Consider the following 19330-nt stretch of genomic DNA (forward strand, 5'->3'; position numbering starts at 1 on the left):
TCCGAAATACTCGGAAAAACAATGAATGTTTTTCTTTTCTCTTCGCTGCAGTGTTTCTTTATTCTATTTCATCCGGATTGTTTTAGCAATTCCGCGGTATTCGCGGAACCGGACTGAAACAACCGGATGAGCCCGTCACAAAGCGTCCGGATTGAAGTCCGTTGCTGTGTTGTGGGCTGTTGCCGGATCCGGGAGTCTTATCTGCGAACCATGTCCGCCAGACACTCACCGGGGCAACTCACTAAACTTTACACAGAGTTGCCGGTCCTTGCAAACCGCCGGAGTGTGACCTCCTGCACTCTGCCGAACCAGGCTCCTGCGCAACGTCTGCGCGTTGCCGAACCAACATTCAATAGTTTGCGACGGAGAATCAGGTTGGTGCAAGTTTGCCAGGCGTTGTCTCGCTCACAGCGGGTCGTTCCCCCGCAGGTACTGCAGCTGGGCAGCCACTGAAAGTTCCGCAGCGCCGCGGACGCTGGCCGGCACATCAGCGTAGACCAAATCCGCAACCTCGGGAACAGAGGCACCGGCTCCTGCTTCTTCCAGCGCTGCGCGGATCTGTTCCAAACGCTCCTGGCGGTGGTCCCGGTAGGTCAGGACCACGGTGCTGAGGTCTGAGAGTACGGGGCCGTGTGCCGGAAGCACGGTTGCATGCCCCAGCTCGGACAACCGGTCCAGGCTGGCGAGGTAATCTCCGAGGGTTCCGTCCGGGAAGTCCAGAACCGTGGTGCCGCGCCCCAGGATGGTGTCGCCGGTCAGGACTGATCCGCCCGGACCGTCGGCGGGAAGGTGGAAGCAGACCGAATCCGAGGTGTGGCCGGGGGTGGCCAGCACCGTGATGTCCACTCCCCCGGCGTGCACCACTTCACCGTCGGTGAGCGGGTCTGCGTCCACGCAGTAGGCGGGATGGAAAGCACGGACGGGAGCCCCGGTCATTTCGGCAAACCGGACGCTTGCCTCGGTGTGGTCGGGGTGCCGGTGCGTAATGAGCACCAGTTCAACAGTTCCGGCAGAGGCCAGCAGCTGCAGGTGCGCTTCATCCAGGGGCCCGGGGTCCACCACCACCACATGCTCCGAATCCTCAGCAGCAATCACATAGCTGTTGGTTCCCTCCAGGCTCATGGGACCGGGGTTCGGTGCCAGGGCAAAGCGGGTCAGCGGACTGCTGCGGGTCAGGGTGGTGGTGGACATCGGGTTCCTTTGTTAAGCCGGGTTTAGGCCAGGCGGGTCAGCCAGCCGTGGGTATCCTCCACGGTGCCGGTCTGGACGCCCAGAAGCTGTTCGCGGATGGACATGGTGACAGGGCCGGCAACGGCGTCGGCCGATCCAATGGTCTCGGTTTCAGTCTTCAGCTCACCCACCGGAGTGATGACAGCAGCTGTGCCGCAGGCAAAGACCTCGGTAATGTCGCCGGAAGCAACGCCGTCGCGCCACTCATCCAGGGTGATCTTGCGTTCCTGGACATTCATGCCGCGGTCGCGGCCCAGCTGCAGAACCGATGAGCGGGTGACGCCGTGCAGGATGGTGCCGGACAGTGCCGGTGTGACCAGGGTGCCGTCCTTGAAGACAAAGAAGACGTTCATGCCGCCGAGTTCTTCCACGGCGTTGTCATTGGCCGCGTCCAGGAAGAGCACCTGCTTGCAGCCGTGGGCTTCGCCCTCCATCTGGGCGATGAGGGAAGCGGCGTAATTGCCGCCGCACTTGGCTTCGCCGGTGCCGCCGATACCTGCACGGGCGTACTTGGTGGAAAGCCAGATGGACACGGGCTTCAGCTCACCGCCGAAGTAGTTGCCTGCCGGGGAAGCAATAACCCGGTAGGAAACCTCACGGGCGGGGCGAACACCCAGGAACGCTTCGGTGGCGATCATGAACGGGCGCAGGTACAGCGCAGCGCCGTCGCCTTCGGGGATCCAGTCTGAATCCACCGACACCAGCCGGCGCAGCGATTCAAGGAACAGTTCCTCCGGCAGCTCCGGCAGGGCCAGGCGGCGGGCGGAAAGGTTCATGCGGGCGGCGTTGGCCTCGGGGCGGAAGGTCCACACCGAGCCGTCAGCGTGCCTGTAGGCCTTGAGTCCTTCGAAGATCTCCTGGCCGTAGTGCAGCACGGCGGCGGCCGGATCCATGGCAATGGGGCCGTACGGCTCAATCCGTGCGTTCTGCCAGGCACCGGTGCCGGTTTCATCAGCCTTGTAGTCGATAACTGCGGTGTGATCCGTGAAGTAGTCCCCGAATCCGGGGTTCGCCAGTATGGCCGCACGCTCCTGCGCCGACTTCGGGTGGGCAGAGAGCTGCTGGGAGAATTCCAGAGCGCTGACAGACATTTTTCCTCCACGGTGGGCGGCGCGGGCCGTCCGACGAATTGGTTATTGGTACGTCCCGAGCTTATGACACTGCTGAAGCAATGGCATTGCCGACTTCCGCAGTGGTGCGCGGTTCCCCGGTGCGTGCCGCAAGGTCCTGCTCCACGGCCTCTTCCACGCGGGAGGCTTCTTTGTCCAGCCCGAGGTGGCGCAGCAGCAGCGCCGCGGAGAGGATAGCTGCCGTGGGGTCGGCTTTCTGCCGGCCCGCAATGTCGGGGGCGGAGCCGTGCACCGGTTCAAACATGGAGGGAAAAGTACCGTCCATATTGATGTTGCCGGATGCCGCCAGCCCGATCCCGCCGGTCACCGCAGCGGCCAGGTCCGTGATGATGTCGCCGAAGAGGTTGTCCGTGACGATGACGTCAAAACGTGACGGGTCAGTCACCAGGAAGATGGTTGCCGCGTCCACGTGCAGGTAGTCATGGCTGACCTCCGGGAACTCGGCGGCGACGCGTTCCACGGTGCGCTTCCAGAGCCGGCCGGCATAGACCAGCACGTTGTGCTTATGCACCAGGGTGAGCTTTTTGCGCGGACGCTCGCTGGCGCGGCGGAAGGCATCCCGGACCACGCGCTCCACACCGTAGGCCGTATTGAGGGAGACCTCGGTGGCAACCTCCTGCGGAGTTCCTTCGCGGAGCACTCCCCCGTTGCCGGTATAGGGACCCTCGGTGCCCTCGCGGACCACGATGAAGTCCACATTGCCGGGGTTCGCCAACGGACTGCCAACGCCGGGGTACAGCCGCGAGGGACGCAGATTCACGTAGTGGTCCAGGTTGAAGCGCAGCTTGAGCAGCATTTCCCGCTCCAGCAGGCCGGACGGAATGCTCTTATCCCCCGGAGCCGCCCCTACCGCGCCGAACAGGATGGCGTCATGGCCTTTGAGTGCCTCCAGGGTGGAGTCCGGCAGGGTTTCACCCGTGGCCAGCCAATGCTCGGCGCCGAGCGGATACTCAGTAAGTTCCAAACTCACGGGGCCGCCCTCAGTCACCGCAAGGAGTACCTTGACGGCCTCGGCAGTGACTTCAGGACCGATGCCGTCACCGGGGATGACGGCCAGGGAAACAGTGGAGGACTCTTCGCTCATGCCGCCATTCTAGGAAGAGTGTCCATATCGCGGGCAAACCGTTCCACATACTGGACGCGTGGAGAGATCAGCCCCTGGCATGAGGACCACCCCGTCCGTCAGGGCCTAAAGTTGGTGACCATGCTCGTGCACCGCCGAATCCAAGCCTGGCTGCAGGCCAATCCGTTCAAGGTTGACGCCGCTCTCATGCTGTTCAGCGTCCTGATCTTTGTGGTTTCAGCGGCGACCATCAGTGCGCGTCCGGTTTTCGACATGCTCCTTTCCCTGGGCATTGTGGTGCCCCTGGCGTGGCGCCGAACCCGCCCGGTGCTGTCCGGCAGCATCACCGCCTTCTTCTGCCTGATACAGGTGATCTTCAGCGCTTCGCCCCTGCCGGCGGACTTTACGGTTCTGGCCACGGTTTATGCGCTGGCCGCCTACGCGCCGCGCTGGGCAAGCCTGGGCGGACTGGTCCTGGCACTGGTGGGCGGGATGTTGTTTGTGTTCCGCTACTTCGCCAATCCCCTTGAGGGTTTGGGGAGCATGAGCGCAGCCATGTTTGTCTTCAACGTCATTGCCTTCGATGCCGTGATCCTGGTGGCCTGGACCTTCGGTGACCTGGCCCGCACCCGCAGATTGGCCCTGCAGGCTCTGGAGGACAGGGCACGGCGCCTCGAAACCGAACGCCAGCAGGAACGCGATCTTGCCGCCGCTGACGAGCGCACCCACATTGCCCGGGAAATGCACGACATCGTGGCCCACTCCCTCTCCGTCATCATCACCCAGGCCGACGGCGCCCGGTATGCGAGCGCCCAGGATCCCGAGATTGCTGCCAAGACGCTCGGCACCATCGCTGAGACCGGCCGCGCGTCGCTGCGGGAAATGCGGCGACTGCTGGGCGTGCTGCGCGGCGATGAGCTGGCGTCCACACGCCCGCTTCCGTCGCTGGCCGACGTTGACTCCCTGGTGGACGCCGTCAAGCGTGCCGGCCTGGAGGTAGACGTCATCCGGATGGGAAACATGCGCCGCCAGCTTCCCGCCGGAGCTGAACTCACCGCCTACCGGGTGATCCAGGAATCCCTGACCAACGTGCTCAAGCACGCCGGCCCCTCGGTGCGGGCCCAAGTGGAACTGGAGTGGACGTCCCGCGGTTTGGAGGTCCGGGTGCACGACGACGGGCGCGGCGCCGGAGCGGACGGACCGCCGCCTCCCCCGGGTGCCGGCTCCGGCCAGGGCATCAATGGCATGACGGAGCGGGTGGCGCTCTACGATGGAAAACTGGTTGCCGCGCCCGCCGCCGGCGGAGGATTCCGCGTCACCGCATTCATTCCCTACACGGAGGCCTGAGCATGACCGGCACCCCCGCCACCCCGTTCAGCAGCTACACACCCGATTCATCCGGTTCTGATCCCATCCGGGTGGTCCTGGTCGATGACCAGCAACTGGTCCGCGGCGGTTTCAAGATGCTGATCAATTCCCAGCCCGACCTCACTGTGGTGGCCGAGGCAGGCAACGGCGAGGAAGCGGTGCGTGCGCTCTCCACCGTGCGCGCCGACGTCGTCCTCATGGATGTGCGCATGCCGGGGATGGACGGCATCGAGGCTACCTCCCGGATCCTGGAGCGGGCCGCCGCGCAGCCCAGGGGTTCCAGCGACGCCGAGCTCAAGGTGGTGGTGCTGACCACGTTCGACCTGGACGAGTACGCCCTGTCCGCGATCCGGGCCGGTGCCAGCGGCTTCCTGCTCAAAGATGCCCCGCCGGAGGAACTCCTCGACGCCATCCGCACCGTGTACCGCGGTGACGCGGTGATTGCGCCGTCGACCACCCGCCGGCTGCTGGACCACGTGGCTCCGCTGCTCCGCGAACCCACCGCCGAGGTGAGCAGGCACGCGGCCGACGTCGAACGCCTCACCCCGCGCGAGCGCGAAGTCTTCGGGCTGATCGCGCAGGGGCTCTCCAATCCCGAAATCGCGGCCCGCCTCTTCCTCTCCGACGCCACGGTGAAAACCCACGTGGGCCACATCCTGGCGAAGCTTGGCGCCCGGGACCGGGTGCAGGCTGTGGTGATCGCCTACGAGACAGGTATCGTCGCACCGTAGAACCGGGGCGCCCCGGCGCCCCCCCTGATCAGGGAGGCTGCCGTGCCCGCTGAAACCGACGTCCGTTCCTTCTGCCTTGGGCTGCCCGGAGTGAGCGAACGGCTCAGCTGGCAGCAGCCCGCGTGGTTTGCCCGGAGCCTGATGGCGCGTATCTGGGAGGACGGGGTTCTGACCGTCAAATCCCCGGAACGGGAAGCACTTGCCGCCACGGCCCCGGAGACTTTTTTCTGGACCCCGCACCACGACCGTTCGCCGCTCCTGGTGCTGGTGCGGCTGGACCGGGTGGACCGCGGTGAGCTGGAGGAACTGCTGCTGGAGTCCTACCGGCTGGCAGGCCCGCTTCCACCCACGGTATGAGACGGAGGCGTGCTGATCCCCGCCCCTCCTCCGATGCTTCGGCAACCGGCCGAGGAATAACGTAGTTGGTATGACAACCCTTACTGAGAAATCTTCCGTGCCCGGCGGCACCACGGCCGCCGCTGCCGCCCGGTCCCTGAACAAGACCTACGGCTCCGGGGACACCGCCGTCCATGCGCTGTCCAACGTTGATGTCACCTTTGAAGCCGGCACCTTCACTGCCATCATGGGACCGTCCGGATCCGGCAAATCCACCCTCATGCACTGCCTCGCGGGACTGGACACGGCTGACTCCGGCCGGATCTGGATCGGGGACACGGAGATCACCTCCCTTAAGGACTCCGAGCTGACCCGCCTGCGCCGCGACAGCGTGGGCTTTGTGTTCCAGTCCTTCAACCTGGTGCCCACCCTCACGGCCGAGCAGAACATCACGCTGCCCGTGGCCCTGGCCAACGGCAAGGTGGACCAGCCGTGGCTGGACTACATCACTGAGACCCTGGGTTTGACCGGCCGGCTCAAGCACCGCCCCCACGAGCTCTCCGGCGGACAGCAGCAGCGCGTTGCCGTCGCCCGCGCCCTGCTGACCCGCCCCCATGTGGTCTTCGGAGACGAGCCCACCGGCAACCTGGATTCAAAGTCCGGCGCCGAAGTGCTGTCCCTGCTGCGCCGCTCCACCCGGGAAATGGGCCAGAGCATCATCATGGTCACCCACGATCCGGTCGCCGCCTCCTACGCGGACCGCGTGGTCCTGATGAACGACGGCGCCCTGGTGGGCGAGCTGGCCAACCCGACGCCGGAGACCGTGCTCGCCGCCCTGACCAAACTGGGAGCCTAGGCGATGCTGCAGGTAGCCCTGGCGCAGGTGCGCCTCAACGCCCGGCGGTTCATCGCCGTCTCACTTGCCGTGATGATCGCCGTCGGATTCCTGACCGCCACGCTGGTCATCAACTCCTCGTCAAAGGCCTCGCTGACCCAGAGCGTGGGTGAGGGTTTCCGGAACGCAGATCTGATCCTCAACGGCAACCTGTACCGCTCCGACCCGGTGGTGCTGAACGAAGACACGGTCGACGTCGTCAGCAACCTTCCCGGGGTAGAGGGTGTCTACGCTGTTCAGCAGGGTTACGCCAGCTTCGGCACGGGGCGTGACACGGTCTACGCCCAGATGGACAGCATTCCGGAGCACGCACCGCTCTTCCCCGCCGATGTCATCGACGGTTCGCTGCCGGTATCCGACGGCGAGGTAGCCGTAGACAGCAACACGGCCGAGCGCCGGGGCCTGGCAAAAGGATCGGTACTGAACCTCACCGGCGGCCCGGACGAAGCTTCGGCAAAGCTGACCGTCACCGCCCTGGTTGCGCCCTCCAACGATCCCACCAGCATGGGCACTCCCCAGCTCTACGCGACCGGTGCCACCGCGGCGTTGTTCGCCAACACCGAAGACGGGTTCGACACCATTCAGCTGGCACTTGCCGACGGCGCCAGGGCGGACGAGGTACGGGCCGCCGCGGAGCAGGAACTTTCAGCCGCCGGCATGGACGAAGTTGTTGTCCGCACTGCCCCGGAACAGACCGACGCCGTCGTAGCCATGTACACCGGCGGAGACGACGCCCTGACCCTCATCCTGCTGGCCTTCGCGGCCGTCGCCGTACTGGTCTGCGCCCTGGTGGTCTCCAACACCTTCTCCGTACTGGTGGCCCAGCGCACCCGGGAACTCGCTCTGCTGCGCTGCATCGGTGCGGAACGTTCCCAGATCCGCCGCTCCGTCCTCGCGGAAGCCCTGATCGTGGGCAGCGTGGCATCGGTTGCCGGTGTCCTGGCCGCCGTTGCCCTGGTGGGCGGCATCATCGCCTACCTGCAGACCGTTCCTGAAAGCGGCTTCGCCACGCTGGCTGTCTCCCCCGTGTCGGTTGTCGCCGGGCTGCTGGTTGGCGTCCTGATGACTGTCCTGGCCGCACTGGTTCCGGCCCGCGCCGCTACCGCTGTTGCCCCGCTGGCTGCCCTGCGGCCTGCCGAAGACGTGCGGGCCGGATCAAAACGCGGCCGGGTCCGCCTGGTTGCCGGGCTGGTGCTGCTGGCCGGCGGAGCCGCCCTCCTGGCAGCCGGCGCGGTATCCGCGGACCTTCTGGTGGCGCTTCCCGGCGGCATCCTTAGCTTTGTGGGTGTGCTGATGTGTGCCACCCTCTTTGTGCCGTCGCTGGTGCGGACTGTCGGTTCGCTGGCCGCGCCGCTGGGTGTGCCCGGGAAACTCGCCGCCGTCAACGCCGTCCGGAATCCCCAGCGCACCTCGGCCACGGCCTCGGCCCTCCTGATCGGCGTGACCCTCGTGACCATGATGATGACCGGAGCCGCAACCGTGCGGACGTCCCTGGACAGCATGTTGGCCGGAGAGTTCCCGGTGGATGTGAGCGTCGCCGGGCAGGACCGTGCGTTTACCGCAGCTGATGCGGATACCGCACGTGCCGTCGAGGGGGTACAGGATGCCGTCCTGGTACCTGTGGCAGGAACCACCGATTCGGAAACCTACGGGGCGTATGACGTTTACAGTCTTGATCCCGCCGACGCAGCGAAGGTCCTGCAGGATTCGAACCTGGTCCTGGCGGATGACACCATCCTGATGCCGCAGGGGGTTGAGGATGAAACCCTGACGGTTACCGGGGCAACCTCCAGCGTGGAGCTGAAGGTCCTGGTCTCGGAGGACAAAATGCTGCGGCCGCTGATCACGGCTGACACGGCCGAGGCCCTGGGTGGCCCCGCGCCGGTGGCCGACTCCGCGGATTACGTTCCGATGCCGCAGCTCTGGCTGTCCGTGAAGGACGGTTTGAATACCACTGCCTTGATTGATCTGCGCGCCGATCTCGCTGAACAGCTGGACGTGGAGGAGTACACCGTCACCGGCTCCGCTATTGAGCGGGCTGCGTATGAACAGGTCATCAATGTCCTGCTGATGGTGGTCACCGGGCTGCTGGGCGTCGCCGTGGTGATTGCCCTGGTGGGCGTGGCAAACACGCTCTCCCTGTCAGTACTGGAACGCACCCGCGAATCCTCCCTGCTGCGCGCACTGGGCCTGACCCGCGGACAGCTGCGCGGCATGCTGGCACTCGAAGCCGTCCTCATTGCAGGAGTCGCGGCGCTGATGGGCAGCGTACTCGGATCGGTATACGGCTGGCTCGGAGCGCAGTCGGCGCTGGGCACCTTTGCCTCCGTGGCACTCTCCCTCCCGTGGCTGCAGCTGCTCGGCGTCCTGGCCGTGGCACTGTTGGCCGGGCTGGCCGCCTCGGTCCTCCCGGCCCGCCGTGCCGCCCGCCTGTCCCCGGTGGCCGGACTGGCCGCCGACTAACCGCCGCAGCGGGTTCCCGGGCCGGTCACGCGGCCCGGGAACTCGCGGCCGGCAGAGTGATCTGACAGGATAATAAGCAGCCTGATCATCACGAGTCGAAGGAGTACTGATGTCCACCCCCGGAAACGCCTGGAAACCTGCCCACGCATCCCTCTCCGCATATCTGGATGACCATCTGCTCGGTGCGGAAACCGGGGTTCGGCTGTTCAGCGCGGCCCGCCGGACCTGGGAGGGCTCCGAGTATGAGCAGACCTTCGCTGACCTGGCAGCCGAAATCTCCGGGGAACGGGATGAACTGGAGCAGCTGATCCTGGCCCTGGGCTACCGGCGGAACAAGTTCAAGAAGGCTGTGGCGATGGCCGGAGCCGTTACCGGGAAGCTGGGACCGATCAATCCGCTCAGCACCGGAGGCGGCACCACGGGCCAGTTTGAACTGGAAACCCTGCAGTCCATCGTTCGGGCCAAGGAGTGCCTGTGGCGGACCCTGCTGGCGCTGTCCCCGCACGACCACCGGTTCAATCCGGCCCGGCTTCAGGAAATGATTGACATGGCCGGCCGGCAGCAGGATGCCGTGGCCCGGGTGATGGAAGAAACCGCACCGGAACGGTTCCTGACCGGCACCCTCGCGGCGCAGTCCTAGGCTTCAGCGCCTGCCGGCAACGAAAGAGTGCCCTCCTGATCGGTTCAGGAGGGCACTCATTCGTTGTTGGGCTGATTCGTTGTTGAGGAGGTTGCCGGCCGCGTTACTCGGCAGGCTCCTCGTACTTCGGGAAGATCGGGGCGGGAGCCGGCAGCGGTGTACCCGGGACCAGCGGAGTGCCGATCGCGCTGAAGCGGCGGGCGGCGTCGTCGTCCTGGCCCAGGACCCCCAGCAGCTTGGCTGCGCTGTCAGGCATCACGGGCTGGATGAGGATGGCCACGATCCGCAGCACCTCCAGCGTCACGTAGAGCACCGTGTTCATGCGTTCGACGTCGGTCTTCCGCAGCACCCAGGGCGCCTGCTCGGCGAAGTAGGCGTTGGTGTCGCCGAGGACCTTCCAGGTGGCTTCGAGCGCACCGTGGAAATCCTGGACGTCGTAGGCCCTGCGGGAGATCTCCAGAAGCTCGCCGGCGGCGGCCAGGATGGCCCGGTCCTCATCGGTGAATTCGCCGGGCTGCGGCACTGCGGCACCGCAGTTCTTGGACACCATGGACAGCGAGCGCTGGGCCAGGTTGCCCAGGTTGTTGGCGAGGTCCGAATTCATCCGGCCCACCACTGCCTCGTGGCTGTAGGAGCCGTCGCCGCCGAAGGGCACCTCGCGCAGCAGGAAGAAGCGCACGGAGTCCAGGCCGTACTGGTCCGCCCACTCCTTGGGCGCCACCACGTTCCCCAGGGACTTGGACATTTTCACGCCCTTGTTGTGCAGGAAGCCGTGGATCATCACGCGCTTGGGCAGTTCCAGGTCCGCGGACATCAGGAACGCCGGCCAGAAGATGGCATGGAAGCGGGAGATGTCCTTGCCGATGACGTGGACGTCAGCGGGCCAGTATTTCCGGAAGGACTCCGACTCGGTGTCGGGGAAGCCGACGCCGGTGAGGTAGTTGGTGAGCGCGTCCACCCACACGTACATCACGTGCTCGGGATTGCCCGGAACCGGAACACCCCAGTCGAAGGTGGTGCGGGAGATGGAGAGGTCCTCGAGGCCGCCCTTGACGAAGCTGATGACTTCGTTGAATTTGGACTGCGGAGCGGCGAAGTTCGGCTGGGACTCGTACAGCGCCAGCAGCTTGTCCTGGTAGGCGGAGAGGCGGAAGAAGTAGCTTTCCTCCTCGGTCCAGGTCACTTCGGTGTCCGTCTCCCTGGAGTAGCGGACGCCGTCTTCACGGACTTCGGTTTCATCCTCGGAGTAGTAGGCCTCATCCCGGACCGAGTACCAGCCGGCGTACTTGGAGAGGTAAATGTCGCCCTTCTCCTCCATCCGCTTCCAGATGGCCTGCGCTGCGGCGTAGTGATCCTTGTCCGTGGTACGGATGAAGCGGTCGTGGGAGATATTCAGGTCCCGGCTCATCTGCTGGAAGGCAGAGGAGTTCCGGTCCGCCAGTTCCTTGGCGGTGATGCCTTCCTTGTCCGCCGACTGCTGCATCTTCAGGCCGTGCTCATCGGTGCCGGTCATAAAGAAGACGTCGTAACCGTCCAGCCGCTTGAAGCGGGCCATGGCGTCGGTGGCGATGGCCTCGTAGGCATGGCCGATATGGGGCACTCCGTTGGGATAGGAGATGGCCGTGGTGATGTAGAACGGGGTCTGGGAATCGGAAGAAGTCACATAAGAAAATTACCCTGTTTTGCCCGTCGGTGTCGCTTCGGGCGGTTCCGGGTCACTGTGCCGGGAAGCACGGGACGTTGCTTGACTGTCTGTTTGCTTCGGTGCGCTGTTGCGGAATGAAGGCGTTCGCAATATCCCGGTACAAGGGGCCGCTGCAGGAAACGGAGATGCCCGAGCCCAAGATGGGTGAGAACGATGTGCTTGTTGAGGTGCATACCGCGGGCGTCAACCATCTGGATGAGATGATCCGTTCCGGTGAGTTCAAGCGGATCCTGCACTACAGGATGCCGCTGATCCTGGGCAATGAAGTGGCACGGACTGTGGTTCGGGCAGGCGGCTCGGTCAGCAGCTTCGCCCCCGGCGACACTGTCTATGCCCGGCCCCGAAGGGACCGCATCGGGACCTTCGCTGAACGGATATCCATTGACGAGAAGGATCTGGCTCCAACGCCGGTCTCACTGGACCTGACCGCAGCCGGTTCGCTCCCGCTGGTGGCGCTGACGGCCTGGCAGGTCCTGATTGAGCGCGGCAACGTTCAGCCCGGACAAAAGGTCCTCATCCACTCAGGGGCGGGCGGCGTCGGATCGATCGCCATCCAGCTGGCCAAGCATCTGGGCGCTGAGGTGGCAACAACTGCCGGCGGCTCTAACGCCGACTTTGTGCGCAGCCTCGGCGCAGACACAGTCATCGACTACCGGACCTCCGACTTCGAGCAGCTGCTGCATGGTTATGATCTGGTGCTGGACACTCTGGGCGGCAGGAACCTGGAAAAGTCCCTGCGCGTCCTGCGCCCGGGCGGCAAAGCCATAGGCATTGCCGGCCCGCCGGATGCGGCGTTTGCCCGCGAAACAGGCCTAAACCCGCTGATGCGGCTGGCTCTTGCCGGGCTCAGTGCCGGGGTTCGGCGTCGGGCCAGGAAACTGGGTGTCAGCTACGAATTCCTGTTTATGCACGCCAGCGGCGATCAGCTTCGCCGCGTCACGGCACTGGTTGACGAAGGCGTCCTGAGCCCGGTGGTTGGCAGGGTATTTCCCTTTGACCAAACGCCGGAGGCGCTGGAATCACTGCGAAAGGGCGGGATGCAGGGGAAAGTGGTGGTCAGCCGGGGCTGATCACGCGGTCATAGTGTATTCGGCTGTGTCGAACCGGGCGAGGTAGCCCAGGCCCAGCAGCACTGCGGCGGGGACTGCCGCAGTGCTATACACAGGCAGTGCCGCCGCGGCAGCCAGGTCCGGGGACCAGCCCGGTCCCCTCCCCAGCAGTCCGAACAATCCCAAACTGCAGGCGATCACCGGCACGGACAGGGTGATTTCGACCAGCGTCCGCCCCCTGTGCCGCCGGTAGCGCGTCTTGAACAGGAGAAGAAGGGGGAGCAGCGGCAGCACCAAAAGTACTTCGATCGGGAACCCCGCAAACGCAAGATAGAACAGCGCGAGGGCGGCAGCAAAGCCGGTGCCGCCGGCCACCGGAGCGGATGCCGCATACAGAAGAACGTGCCGCGCGCCCTTCGGGAGTCCGCCCCGCACTCCGTACAGCGCAGTGATGAGTGCCCAGGCCGGAAGGAAAGCTACGGCCAGGCCGGTAGACAACCCGGGGCCGGTAAGCAACAGCAGGATGATCACCAGAAGTACCGGAAGCGCATAAATGACGGCGCGGAGCCGAAGCGCCGGCGGACGGACGGGAAGGAACACCGCAAGTCCCGTCAGCGCGGCACCGCTTCCATAGATGAGAGCGGCACCCGGCTCAGCTCCTCCCCCTCCGCTGCTCCCGCCGCCGGACCATGAGACCAGGGCAAACGTGCTCAGCCACGCCAGCAGCAGGGCGGGGCCGAACCAGCTGCGTTCCAAGGGTGTTGCCCGTTCCACCGTGATGTTTTCAGCCGGACCCCTGGCCATCTGTTCTCTCCCCCTGGTGCTCCGGGCTCAGCGGAACACCCGATGGGGTCAGTGTAACGGGAGCTGCGTTTTTCCCCCTGCACCGGATCCGGTGTCCAGTACACCTGTCAGGACCGGACCCGTCGCTGCCAGCCCCGCGCGCACCAGCACCACCCCGGCTGCCACCGATACGGCCAGGAAGATCATGGTCACCGGTGCGAACAGCAGGGCTGCGCCGATGATCGGAAAGAGCAGCACCGCGGGCACGGCGCAGGAGACCAGGCTGACCAGCAGCACCGGCTGCATCACGGCTCCGATGCGGGCCGCATCGATGACCTCGCGCGGCATGCCCGTCTTGGCCAGGCTGCGGTACAGCTCCGCCCGGTCCAGGACGGTTGCCGCCTGGTTGATGCCGGCCGAGCAGGCCACCATGAGGAAGCCGGCGATGACGGTGATGAAGACACCCGTCATGATGTCCTGCAGCAGGAAGTCCTCCGGTCCCTCTGCTTGGGCTCCCTGCAGGGCCGCGGCACCGGCGCCGGCAATGACAGCGGTAAAGCAGACCATCGACAAGGCGCTCACCTGCCGCCACGCCGCCTTCGGGGAATCGAGCACAATCCGCGCGGCAAGAAGGGCCTGCGGCGTTTGCGCCCGTTTCAGCCGGCGCCGGGCTGAAACACCCACCAGCCACGGACCCGCCAGGTTCAGGACAGACATCCCGGCGGCGAACACCCCAAAAATAATCATGAGGCCAAGTGCTGCCCCCGCGCCGGGGATCACCAGGGCCAGGACACAGAGCCCCAGAACGGCAACGGCTATTCCGGCCCGGCTCCAGTGCACCTTCTGCGCTTTGGCTCTGGTCCGCACTCCCAGCGGTGAAACCGTCACCCGCCGCAGGCCGACGGCGGAGCTGACCGCGGCCAGGAGGACCACCGCCGCAACGGTTGCGGTCCCGGCGCCCGGGTTCAGCCAGTAGGCAGCGCCCAGCGGTGCGCCGCGGAAATGTATCAGCTGGACGAACGGTGCGAGCACCACATAGCCGGCCACTCCTGCCAGCGCGCCGGCCAGCGCCTGCGCTCCGGCCTCCAGGACCGTCACCCGGCGAACCGTTGCGGCGGAAGCACCCAGCAGGCGCAGCGTTGAGAGGTGCTCATCGCGGCGGCGGGCGGCGAGCCGTGCGGCTGATCCTCCGAGGGTGATCAGCGGAAGGACCAGCAGGATAAGCGCAAACCCGGCCAGCAGCAGGTACAGGTCACCCTCCTCATCCCCCCACTGCAGGAAGGACAGGGATCCAGCCAGGACCGTCAGCAGCAGGGTGGTGACCACGGCGAAGGATGCGGCCGGCAGGAGCGCGGCTGTCCGCCCGGCGGTACCGGGACGGTTCAGCAGCCAGGTAATACGCAGCGGTACGGCCAGCGGAGAAGAGTCCACTGCGCGGATCAGAGCGGAGGCCATGGCGGTCATCGGCGGATTCCCGCTGCACCGGATGTGTCCGCGACAACGACGCCGTCGGCCAGGGTGATGATGCGGCCGCACCAGCGGGCCACTTCGGAATCATGGGTGACCACCACCAGAGCCCGCCCGGTTCCCTGCACTGTCCGCAGCAGCCGTTCCATGACCTCCGCCGAGGTGCGGGAATCCAGGGCACCCGTGGGTTCGTCGGCGAACAGCATCCGGGCACCGGTGACCTGTGCCCGGGCGATGGCCACCCGCTGTGCCTGTCCGCCGGACAGTTCCCCAATCCGCCGTTCCGCCATGCCGGCCAGTCCCAGGTCAGCCAGGGCGTTGGCGGCAGCCTGCTCCGCCTGCGGGCGGGGCGTGCCGTCAAGCATGAGGGCCAGGGCCACGTTCTCCCCCGCAGTGAGCTCGGGTATGAGCAGTCCCTGCTGGAAGACGAAGCCGAACTCCCGCCGCCGCAGGGCCGACCGGGCGTCGTCATTCAGGGCCGTGACCTCGAGGGGCGGCGCTGTGTCCCGGAACAGCCGGACCCGGCCGGCGTCCGGCGGGATGATGCCCGCCAGACAGTGCAGCAGGGTGGTCTTTCCTGAACCGGAGGCTCCCATGACGGCAAGCGACTCCCCGGGCCGGACAGTGAGGCTGACGCCGGCCAGCGCCGGAGCGCCGCCGTACGTCTTGATCAGGTTTTCGGCCGCCAGCAGGGGCGCACCGGACATGGATGCAGTCATGCCCCCATGCTTTCCTGCCCGGGCAGGCGGCGCCTCGGAGGACGGCATGAATCCGGACGCCTGCCGTCTCCTACCGCGGGTGGAGAAATAGATGGCGCATCCGATGCCTAAAGGACCTTCCGGAAATCCTCAGTGCAGATCAAGGGCTCAAAAAGGCATTCTCGGGGGTCTTGGCCCCGTCATCTGCACGAGAGACTTTTGATGTCCCCGGATCTGCACGAAGGATGGTCCGGGGCCGGCTAAGGCCAAGAAACCGGCAGGGACCGGCCCGCCGAAACGGAACCGGTCCCTGCTGCCCGTGGTGCTGCCGCCGGCGATGGAGCCGCAGTGCGGAACTAGCCCTGCAGGTCCACTTCGCGGACCACGGTGGCGCCGATTTCGGTGCGCAGGGTTTCCAGCACGTCCTGCGGGACGGAGGAATCCACGGTCAGCAGCGACAGCGCCTGGCCGCCCTCTGTGCTGCGGGCCACCTGCATGCCTGCAATGTTGATGTCCTTCTCGCCCAGGATCCGGCCCAGGGCACCGATGACGCCGGGACGGTCGGCGTAGATCAGCACCAGCAGGTGGTCGCTGATCGGGATTTCCAGGTCGTAGCCGTTGACGCCTACGAGCTTTTCGATCTGCTTGGGACCTGTCAGGGTGCCGGCGACTTCCAGCTGGGTGCCGTCCGAGAGCGCGCCGCGGATGGTCAGCACGTTGCGGTAGTCATCCACATCCGGGGTCTTGAGCAGACGCACCTCGATGCCGCGCTGCTCGGCCAGGACCGGAGCGTTCACATAGGAGACCTGTTCGGACACGATATCCGTGAAGATGCCCTTCAGTGCTGCCAGTTCCAGCGCCTTCACGTCCAGCGCAGCGATCTCGCCGGCCACCTCAATGTCGATGGCGGTAACGGAATCGGAGGAGAGTGCGGTGAAGATGCGTCCGAGCTTTTCGATCAGCGGAATCCCCGGGCGGACGTCCTCGGCAATGATGCCGCCGGCTACGTTCACGGCGTCGGGCACCAGTTCCCCGGCCAGGGCCAGGCGGACGGACTTCGCCACGGAGACGCCGGCCTTTTCCTGGGCTTCCGCGGTGGAGGCGCCCAGGTGCGGGGTGACAATGACGTTGTCCAGGGCCTGGAACGGCAGGTCGGTGGAGGGCTCCTTCACAAAGACGTCCACGCCGGCGCCGGCGATCTTGCCTTCGGTGAGCGCCGTGAAGAGGGCGTCTTCGTCCACGAGGCCGCCGCGGGCCACGTTCACCACGTAGGCGGTGTCCTTCATCTTGTCGAAGGCCTCCGCGCCGAGCATACCCAGCGTCTCGGGGGTCTTGGGCATGTGGATGGTGACGAAGTCCGCCTGCTCCAGCAGCTCGTCCAGGGTCACCAGCTTTACATTGAGCTGGGCGGCCCGGGCGGGGGTGATGTACGGGTCATAGGCAAGAATTTCGGTGCCGAAGCCCTGCAGCCGGGCGGCCACCAGGGCGCCGATGCGGCCCAGGCCGATGATGCCGATCTTCTTTTCATACAGCTCAGTGCCGGAGTACTTGGAGCGCTTCCACTCGCCGCCCTTGAGCGCGGCGCTGGCCTGCGGGATATGGCGGGCCAGGGACAGGATGTGGCCGACGGTCAGTTCGGCGGCGGAGATAATGTTCGACGTCGGAGCGTTGACCACCATGACACCGGCCTGGGTGGCAGCTTTGATGTCCACGTTGTCCAGACCGACACCTGCCCGGGCAATGACCTTGAGGTTCTTCGCGGCGGCGATGGCTTCGGCATCCACCTGGGTCGCGGAACGCACCAGGATGGCATCCACATCCGCAATGGCGGAGAGCAGCTGCGAGCGGTCCGCTCCGTTGGCGGAACGGATCTCGAAGTCCGGGCCCAGGGCCTGGACCGTGGCCGGGGAAAGTTCTTCCGCAATAAGTACGACGGGTTTGGTGGCTGTCACCGGTGACCTCTTTAGCTGTGGTGGATTCTGGTGGGGATCTTGGTGAAGCGTTTTTCTGCGCAAAGAGGCCGGACCCGTTCAACCGGGCCCGGCCTCTTTACCGAAACGGCTTGCTGTTTTCGAGCTTATCGTTTCGCTGTTGGGCGCACTTAATCGTGTGCTCTGTGTTACCGGCAGGTTACCGGCTCACCTGCAATGGCAGGGCTGCCTAGCGGGAGACGGAGCCCTCGGTGTAGTCATCCTCGGACTTGATCCAGGAGAAGAGCTTGCGCAGTTCGCGGCCGGTGGCCTCGATCGGGTGGTCTTCACCCTTCTGGCGCAGTGCCTTGAACTCCGTGGCGTCGGCGTCCTGGTCATCGATGAAGCGCTTGGCGAAGGCACCGTTCTGGATGTCCGCGAGGACAGCCTTCATGTTTTCCTTCACACTCTCGTCAATGACGCGCGGCCCGGAAACGTAGTCGCCGTACTCGGCGGTGTCAGAAACGCTCCAGCGCTGCTTGGCGATGCCGCCCTCAACCATCAGGTCAACAATGAGCTTGAGCTCGTGCAGCACCTCGAAGTACGCGACCTCCGGCTTGTAGCCGGCCTCGGTCAGCGTTTCGAAGCCGTACTGGATCAGCTGCGAGGCGCCGCCGCAGAGCACGGCCTGCTCGCCGAAGAGGTCCGTCTCGGTCTCTTCGGTAAAGGTGGTCTCGATGACGCCGGCACGGGTGCCGCCGATGGCCTTCGCGTAGGACAGCGCCAGTTCCTTGGCCTTGCCGGAAGGATTCTGCTCGACGGCGATGAGGTCGGGAACACCGCGGCCGGCTTCGAATTCGCGGCGCACAATGTGGCCCGGACCCTTGGGCGCAACCAGCGCAACGTCGACGTCTGCCGGCGGCTGGATGTAGCCGTAACGGATGTTGAAGCCGTGGCCGAAGAACAGGGCGTCACCGGCCTGCAGGTTCGGAGCGATCTCCTCGGCATACACGAAGCGCTGCACCTGGTCCGGGGTAAGCACCATGATGAGGTCAGCCTCGGCGACGGCATCGGCCACGCTGAGGACACGCAGACCCTCGGCTTCGGCCTTGGCACGGGACTTCGAGCCCTCCTTGAGGCCAACGCGGACGTCAACGCCGGAATCGCGCAGGCTGAGGGCGTGGGCGTGGCCCTGGCTTCCGTAGCCGATGACCGCGACGGTGCGTCCCTGGATGATGGACAGGTCGGCGTCGTCGTCGTAGTACATGTCAGTCACAGTGTTCTCCTACTGAAGTTTGTTGCTGTCTTGGATAAAGGTTGGGGTCGGAACGGCAGCGAAGGCCTAGGCGGTGCGCAGGTGCGCACGGTCGCCCATGGACTTGGAGCCGCGGCCAATGGCCAGCGTTCCGGATTGAACTATTTCGCGGATGCCAAAGGGTTCAAGCACTGCAAGGAGTGCGTTGAGCTTTTCGGCGGTGCCTGTGGCTTCAACGATCAGCGAGTCGGTGGACACGTCAACCACGGAAGAACGGAACAGCTCGGCTGCCTGGGTTACCTGCAGCCGGGTTGCGGCATCCGCGCGAACCTTGACCAAGATGTGGTCGCGTTGCACGGAAGACTCGGGAACCAGCTCGACAATCTTGATGACATTGACGAGCTTGTTCAGTTGTTTGGTGACCTGCTCCAGCAGGTCGCCTTCGGCCTCAACCACCACGGTGATGCGGGACAGTCCCGGCACTTCCGAGGGGCCCACGGCCAAAGAATTAATGTTGAATGCCCGGCGGGCAAACAGGGACGCAACGCGGGTCAGGACACCGGGAACGTCTTCAACCAGTACGGAAAGGGTGTGGCGTGCCATGGCC

Annotated in this window: 17 protein-coding genes; 7 read left to right on the forward strand and 10 right to left on the reverse strand. The window is 65.4% G+C overall.

Annotated features, from left to right (window positions below; all coding sequences use genetic code 11):
• Positions 1–405: 405 nt before the first annotated feature.
• The 3 genes from QMA10_RS13560 to QMA10_RS13570 form a co-directional block, all read right to left on the reverse strand.
• Positions 406–1191, reverse strand: a complete 786-nt coding sequence (locus QMA10_RS13560) for an MBL fold metallo-hydrolase (protein ID WP_290169145.1) — start codon at positions 1189–1191, stop codon at positions 406–408.
• A gap of 23 nt (positions 1192–1214) precedes the next feature.
• Entirely contained in the window at positions 1215–2321 is a 1107-nt protein-coding gene (locus QMA10_RS13565; RefSeq protein WP_290169147.1) for a branched-chain amino acid aminotransferase, read from the reverse strand.
• Between the two features lie 61 nt (positions 2322–2382).
• Positions 2383–3444: a 3-isopropylmalate dehydrogenase gene (locus tag QMA10_RS13570; protein ID WP_290169148.1), complete on the reverse strand. Its 1062-nt coding sequence runs from the start codon at positions 3442–3444 to the stop codon at positions 2383–2385.
• 120 nt (positions 3445–3564) lie between these two features.
• On the opposite strand from QMA10_RS13570, the gene QMA10_RS13575 reads away from it, so the two are divergent.
• From QMA10_RS13575 to QMA10_RS13600, 6 genes are all read left to right on the forward strand, one after another.
• On the forward strand, positions 3565–4770 hold the full coding sequence (locus tag QMA10_RS13575; protein WP_290169150.1) for a histidine kinase: 1206 nt from the start codon (positions 3565–3567) through the stop codon (positions 4768–4770).
• A gap of 2 nt (positions 4771–4772) precedes the next feature.
• Positions 4773–5522, forward strand: coding sequence for a response regulator transcription factor (locus QMA10_RS13580; RefSeq protein ID WP_290169152.1), 750 nt, complete (start codon positions 4773–4775; stop codon positions 5520–5522).
• Between the two features lie 42 nt (positions 5523–5564).
• Complete coding sequence (locus QMA10_RS13585) at positions 5565–5879, forward strand: MmcQ/YjbR family DNA-binding protein (protein ID WP_290169154.1); 315 nt, start codon at positions 5565–5567, stop codon at positions 5877–5879.
• 70 nt (positions 5880–5949) lie between these two features.
• Positions 5950–6714, forward strand: coding sequence for an ABC transporter ATP-binding protein (locus QMA10_RS13590; RefSeq protein ID WP_290169156.1), 765 nt, complete (start codon positions 5950–5952; stop codon positions 6712–6714).
• A 3-nt stretch (positions 6715–6717) separates the two neighbouring features.
• Positions 6718–9216 carry an FtsX family ABC transporter permease gene (locus QMA10_RS13595; protein WP_290169157.1) on the forward strand — a complete coding sequence of 833 codons (2499 nt, stop codon included), beginning with the start codon at positions 6718–6720 and terminating at the stop codon, positions 9214–9216.
• Positions 9217–9325: 109 nt separating this feature from the next.
• A complete protein-coding gene (locus QMA10_RS13600; RefSeq protein ID WP_290169158.1) occupies positions 9326–9856 on the forward strand; it encodes a hypothetical protein in 531 nt (176 codons plus the stop codon).
• Between the two features lie 103 nt (positions 9857–9959).
• On the opposite strand, the gene metG is transcribed toward QMA10_RS13600, so the two are convergent.
• On the reverse strand, positions 9960–11519 hold the full coding sequence (metG, locus tag QMA10_RS13605; protein WP_290169159.1) for a methionine--tRNA ligase: 1560 nt from the start codon (positions 11517–11519) through the stop codon (positions 9960–9962).
• Positions 11520–11635: 116 nt separating this feature from the next.
• On the opposite strand from metG, the gene QMA10_RS13610 reads away from it, so the two are divergent.
• On the forward strand, positions 11636–12631 hold the full coding sequence (locus QMA10_RS13610; protein ID WP_290169160.1) for an NADP-dependent oxidoreductase: 996 nt from the start codon (positions 11636–11638) through the stop codon (positions 12629–12631).
• Here QMA10_RS13610 and QMA10_RS13615 read toward each other — a convergent pair whose 3' ends face one another.
• The 6 genes from QMA10_RS13615 to ilvN all read right to left on the reverse strand — a co-directional run bounded on the left by QMA10_RS13615 (position 12632) and on the right by ilvN (position 19326).
• Positions 12632–13414, reverse strand: a complete 783-nt coding sequence (locus tag QMA10_RS13615; RefSeq protein WP_290169162.1) for a hypothetical protein — start codon at positions 13412–13414, stop codon at positions 12632–12634.
• Positions 13415–13462: 48 nt separating this feature from the next.
• The gene (locus QMA10_RS13620) at positions 13463–14857 is read right to left on the reverse strand and encodes an FtsX-like permease family protein (protein WP_290169165.1); all 1395 of its coding nucleotides are present in this window, start codon (positions 14855–14857) and stop codon (positions 13463–13465) included.
• On the reverse strand, positions 14854–15579 hold the full coding sequence (locus QMA10_RS13625; protein ID WP_290169168.1) for an ABC transporter ATP-binding protein: 726 nt from the start codon (positions 15577–15579) through the stop codon (positions 14854–14856). Before QMA10_RS13625 ends, QMA10_RS13620 begins: the two co-directional genes overlap by 4 nt.
• A gap of 335 nt (positions 15580–15914) precedes the next feature.
• Positions 15915–17510 carry a phosphoglycerate dehydrogenase gene (gene serA / locus QMA10_RS13630; RefSeq protein ID WP_290169169.1) on the reverse strand — a complete coding sequence of 532 codons (1596 nt, stop codon included), beginning with the start codon at positions 17508–17510 and terminating at the stop codon, positions 15915–15917.
• Positions 17511–17718: 208 nt separating this feature from the next.
• Positions 17719–18744, reverse strand: coding sequence for a ketol-acid reductoisomerase (gene ilvC / locus QMA10_RS13635; protein WP_290169171.1), 1026 nt, complete (start codon positions 18742–18744; stop codon positions 17719–17721).
• Between the two features lie 66 nt (positions 18745–18810).
• The gene (ilvN, locus tag QMA10_RS13640; protein WP_104052391.1) at positions 18811–19326 is read right to left on the reverse strand and encodes an acetolactate synthase small subunit; all 516 of its coding nucleotides are present in this window, start codon (positions 19324–19326) and stop codon (positions 18811–18813) included.
• Between the last annotated feature and the right edge of the window lie 4 nt (positions 19327–19330).

It is taken from the genome of Arthrobacter sp. APC 3897 (assembly GCF_030407495.1).
GTDB lineage: Bacteria > Actinomycetota > Actinomycetes > Actinomycetales > Micrococcaceae > Arthrobacter_B.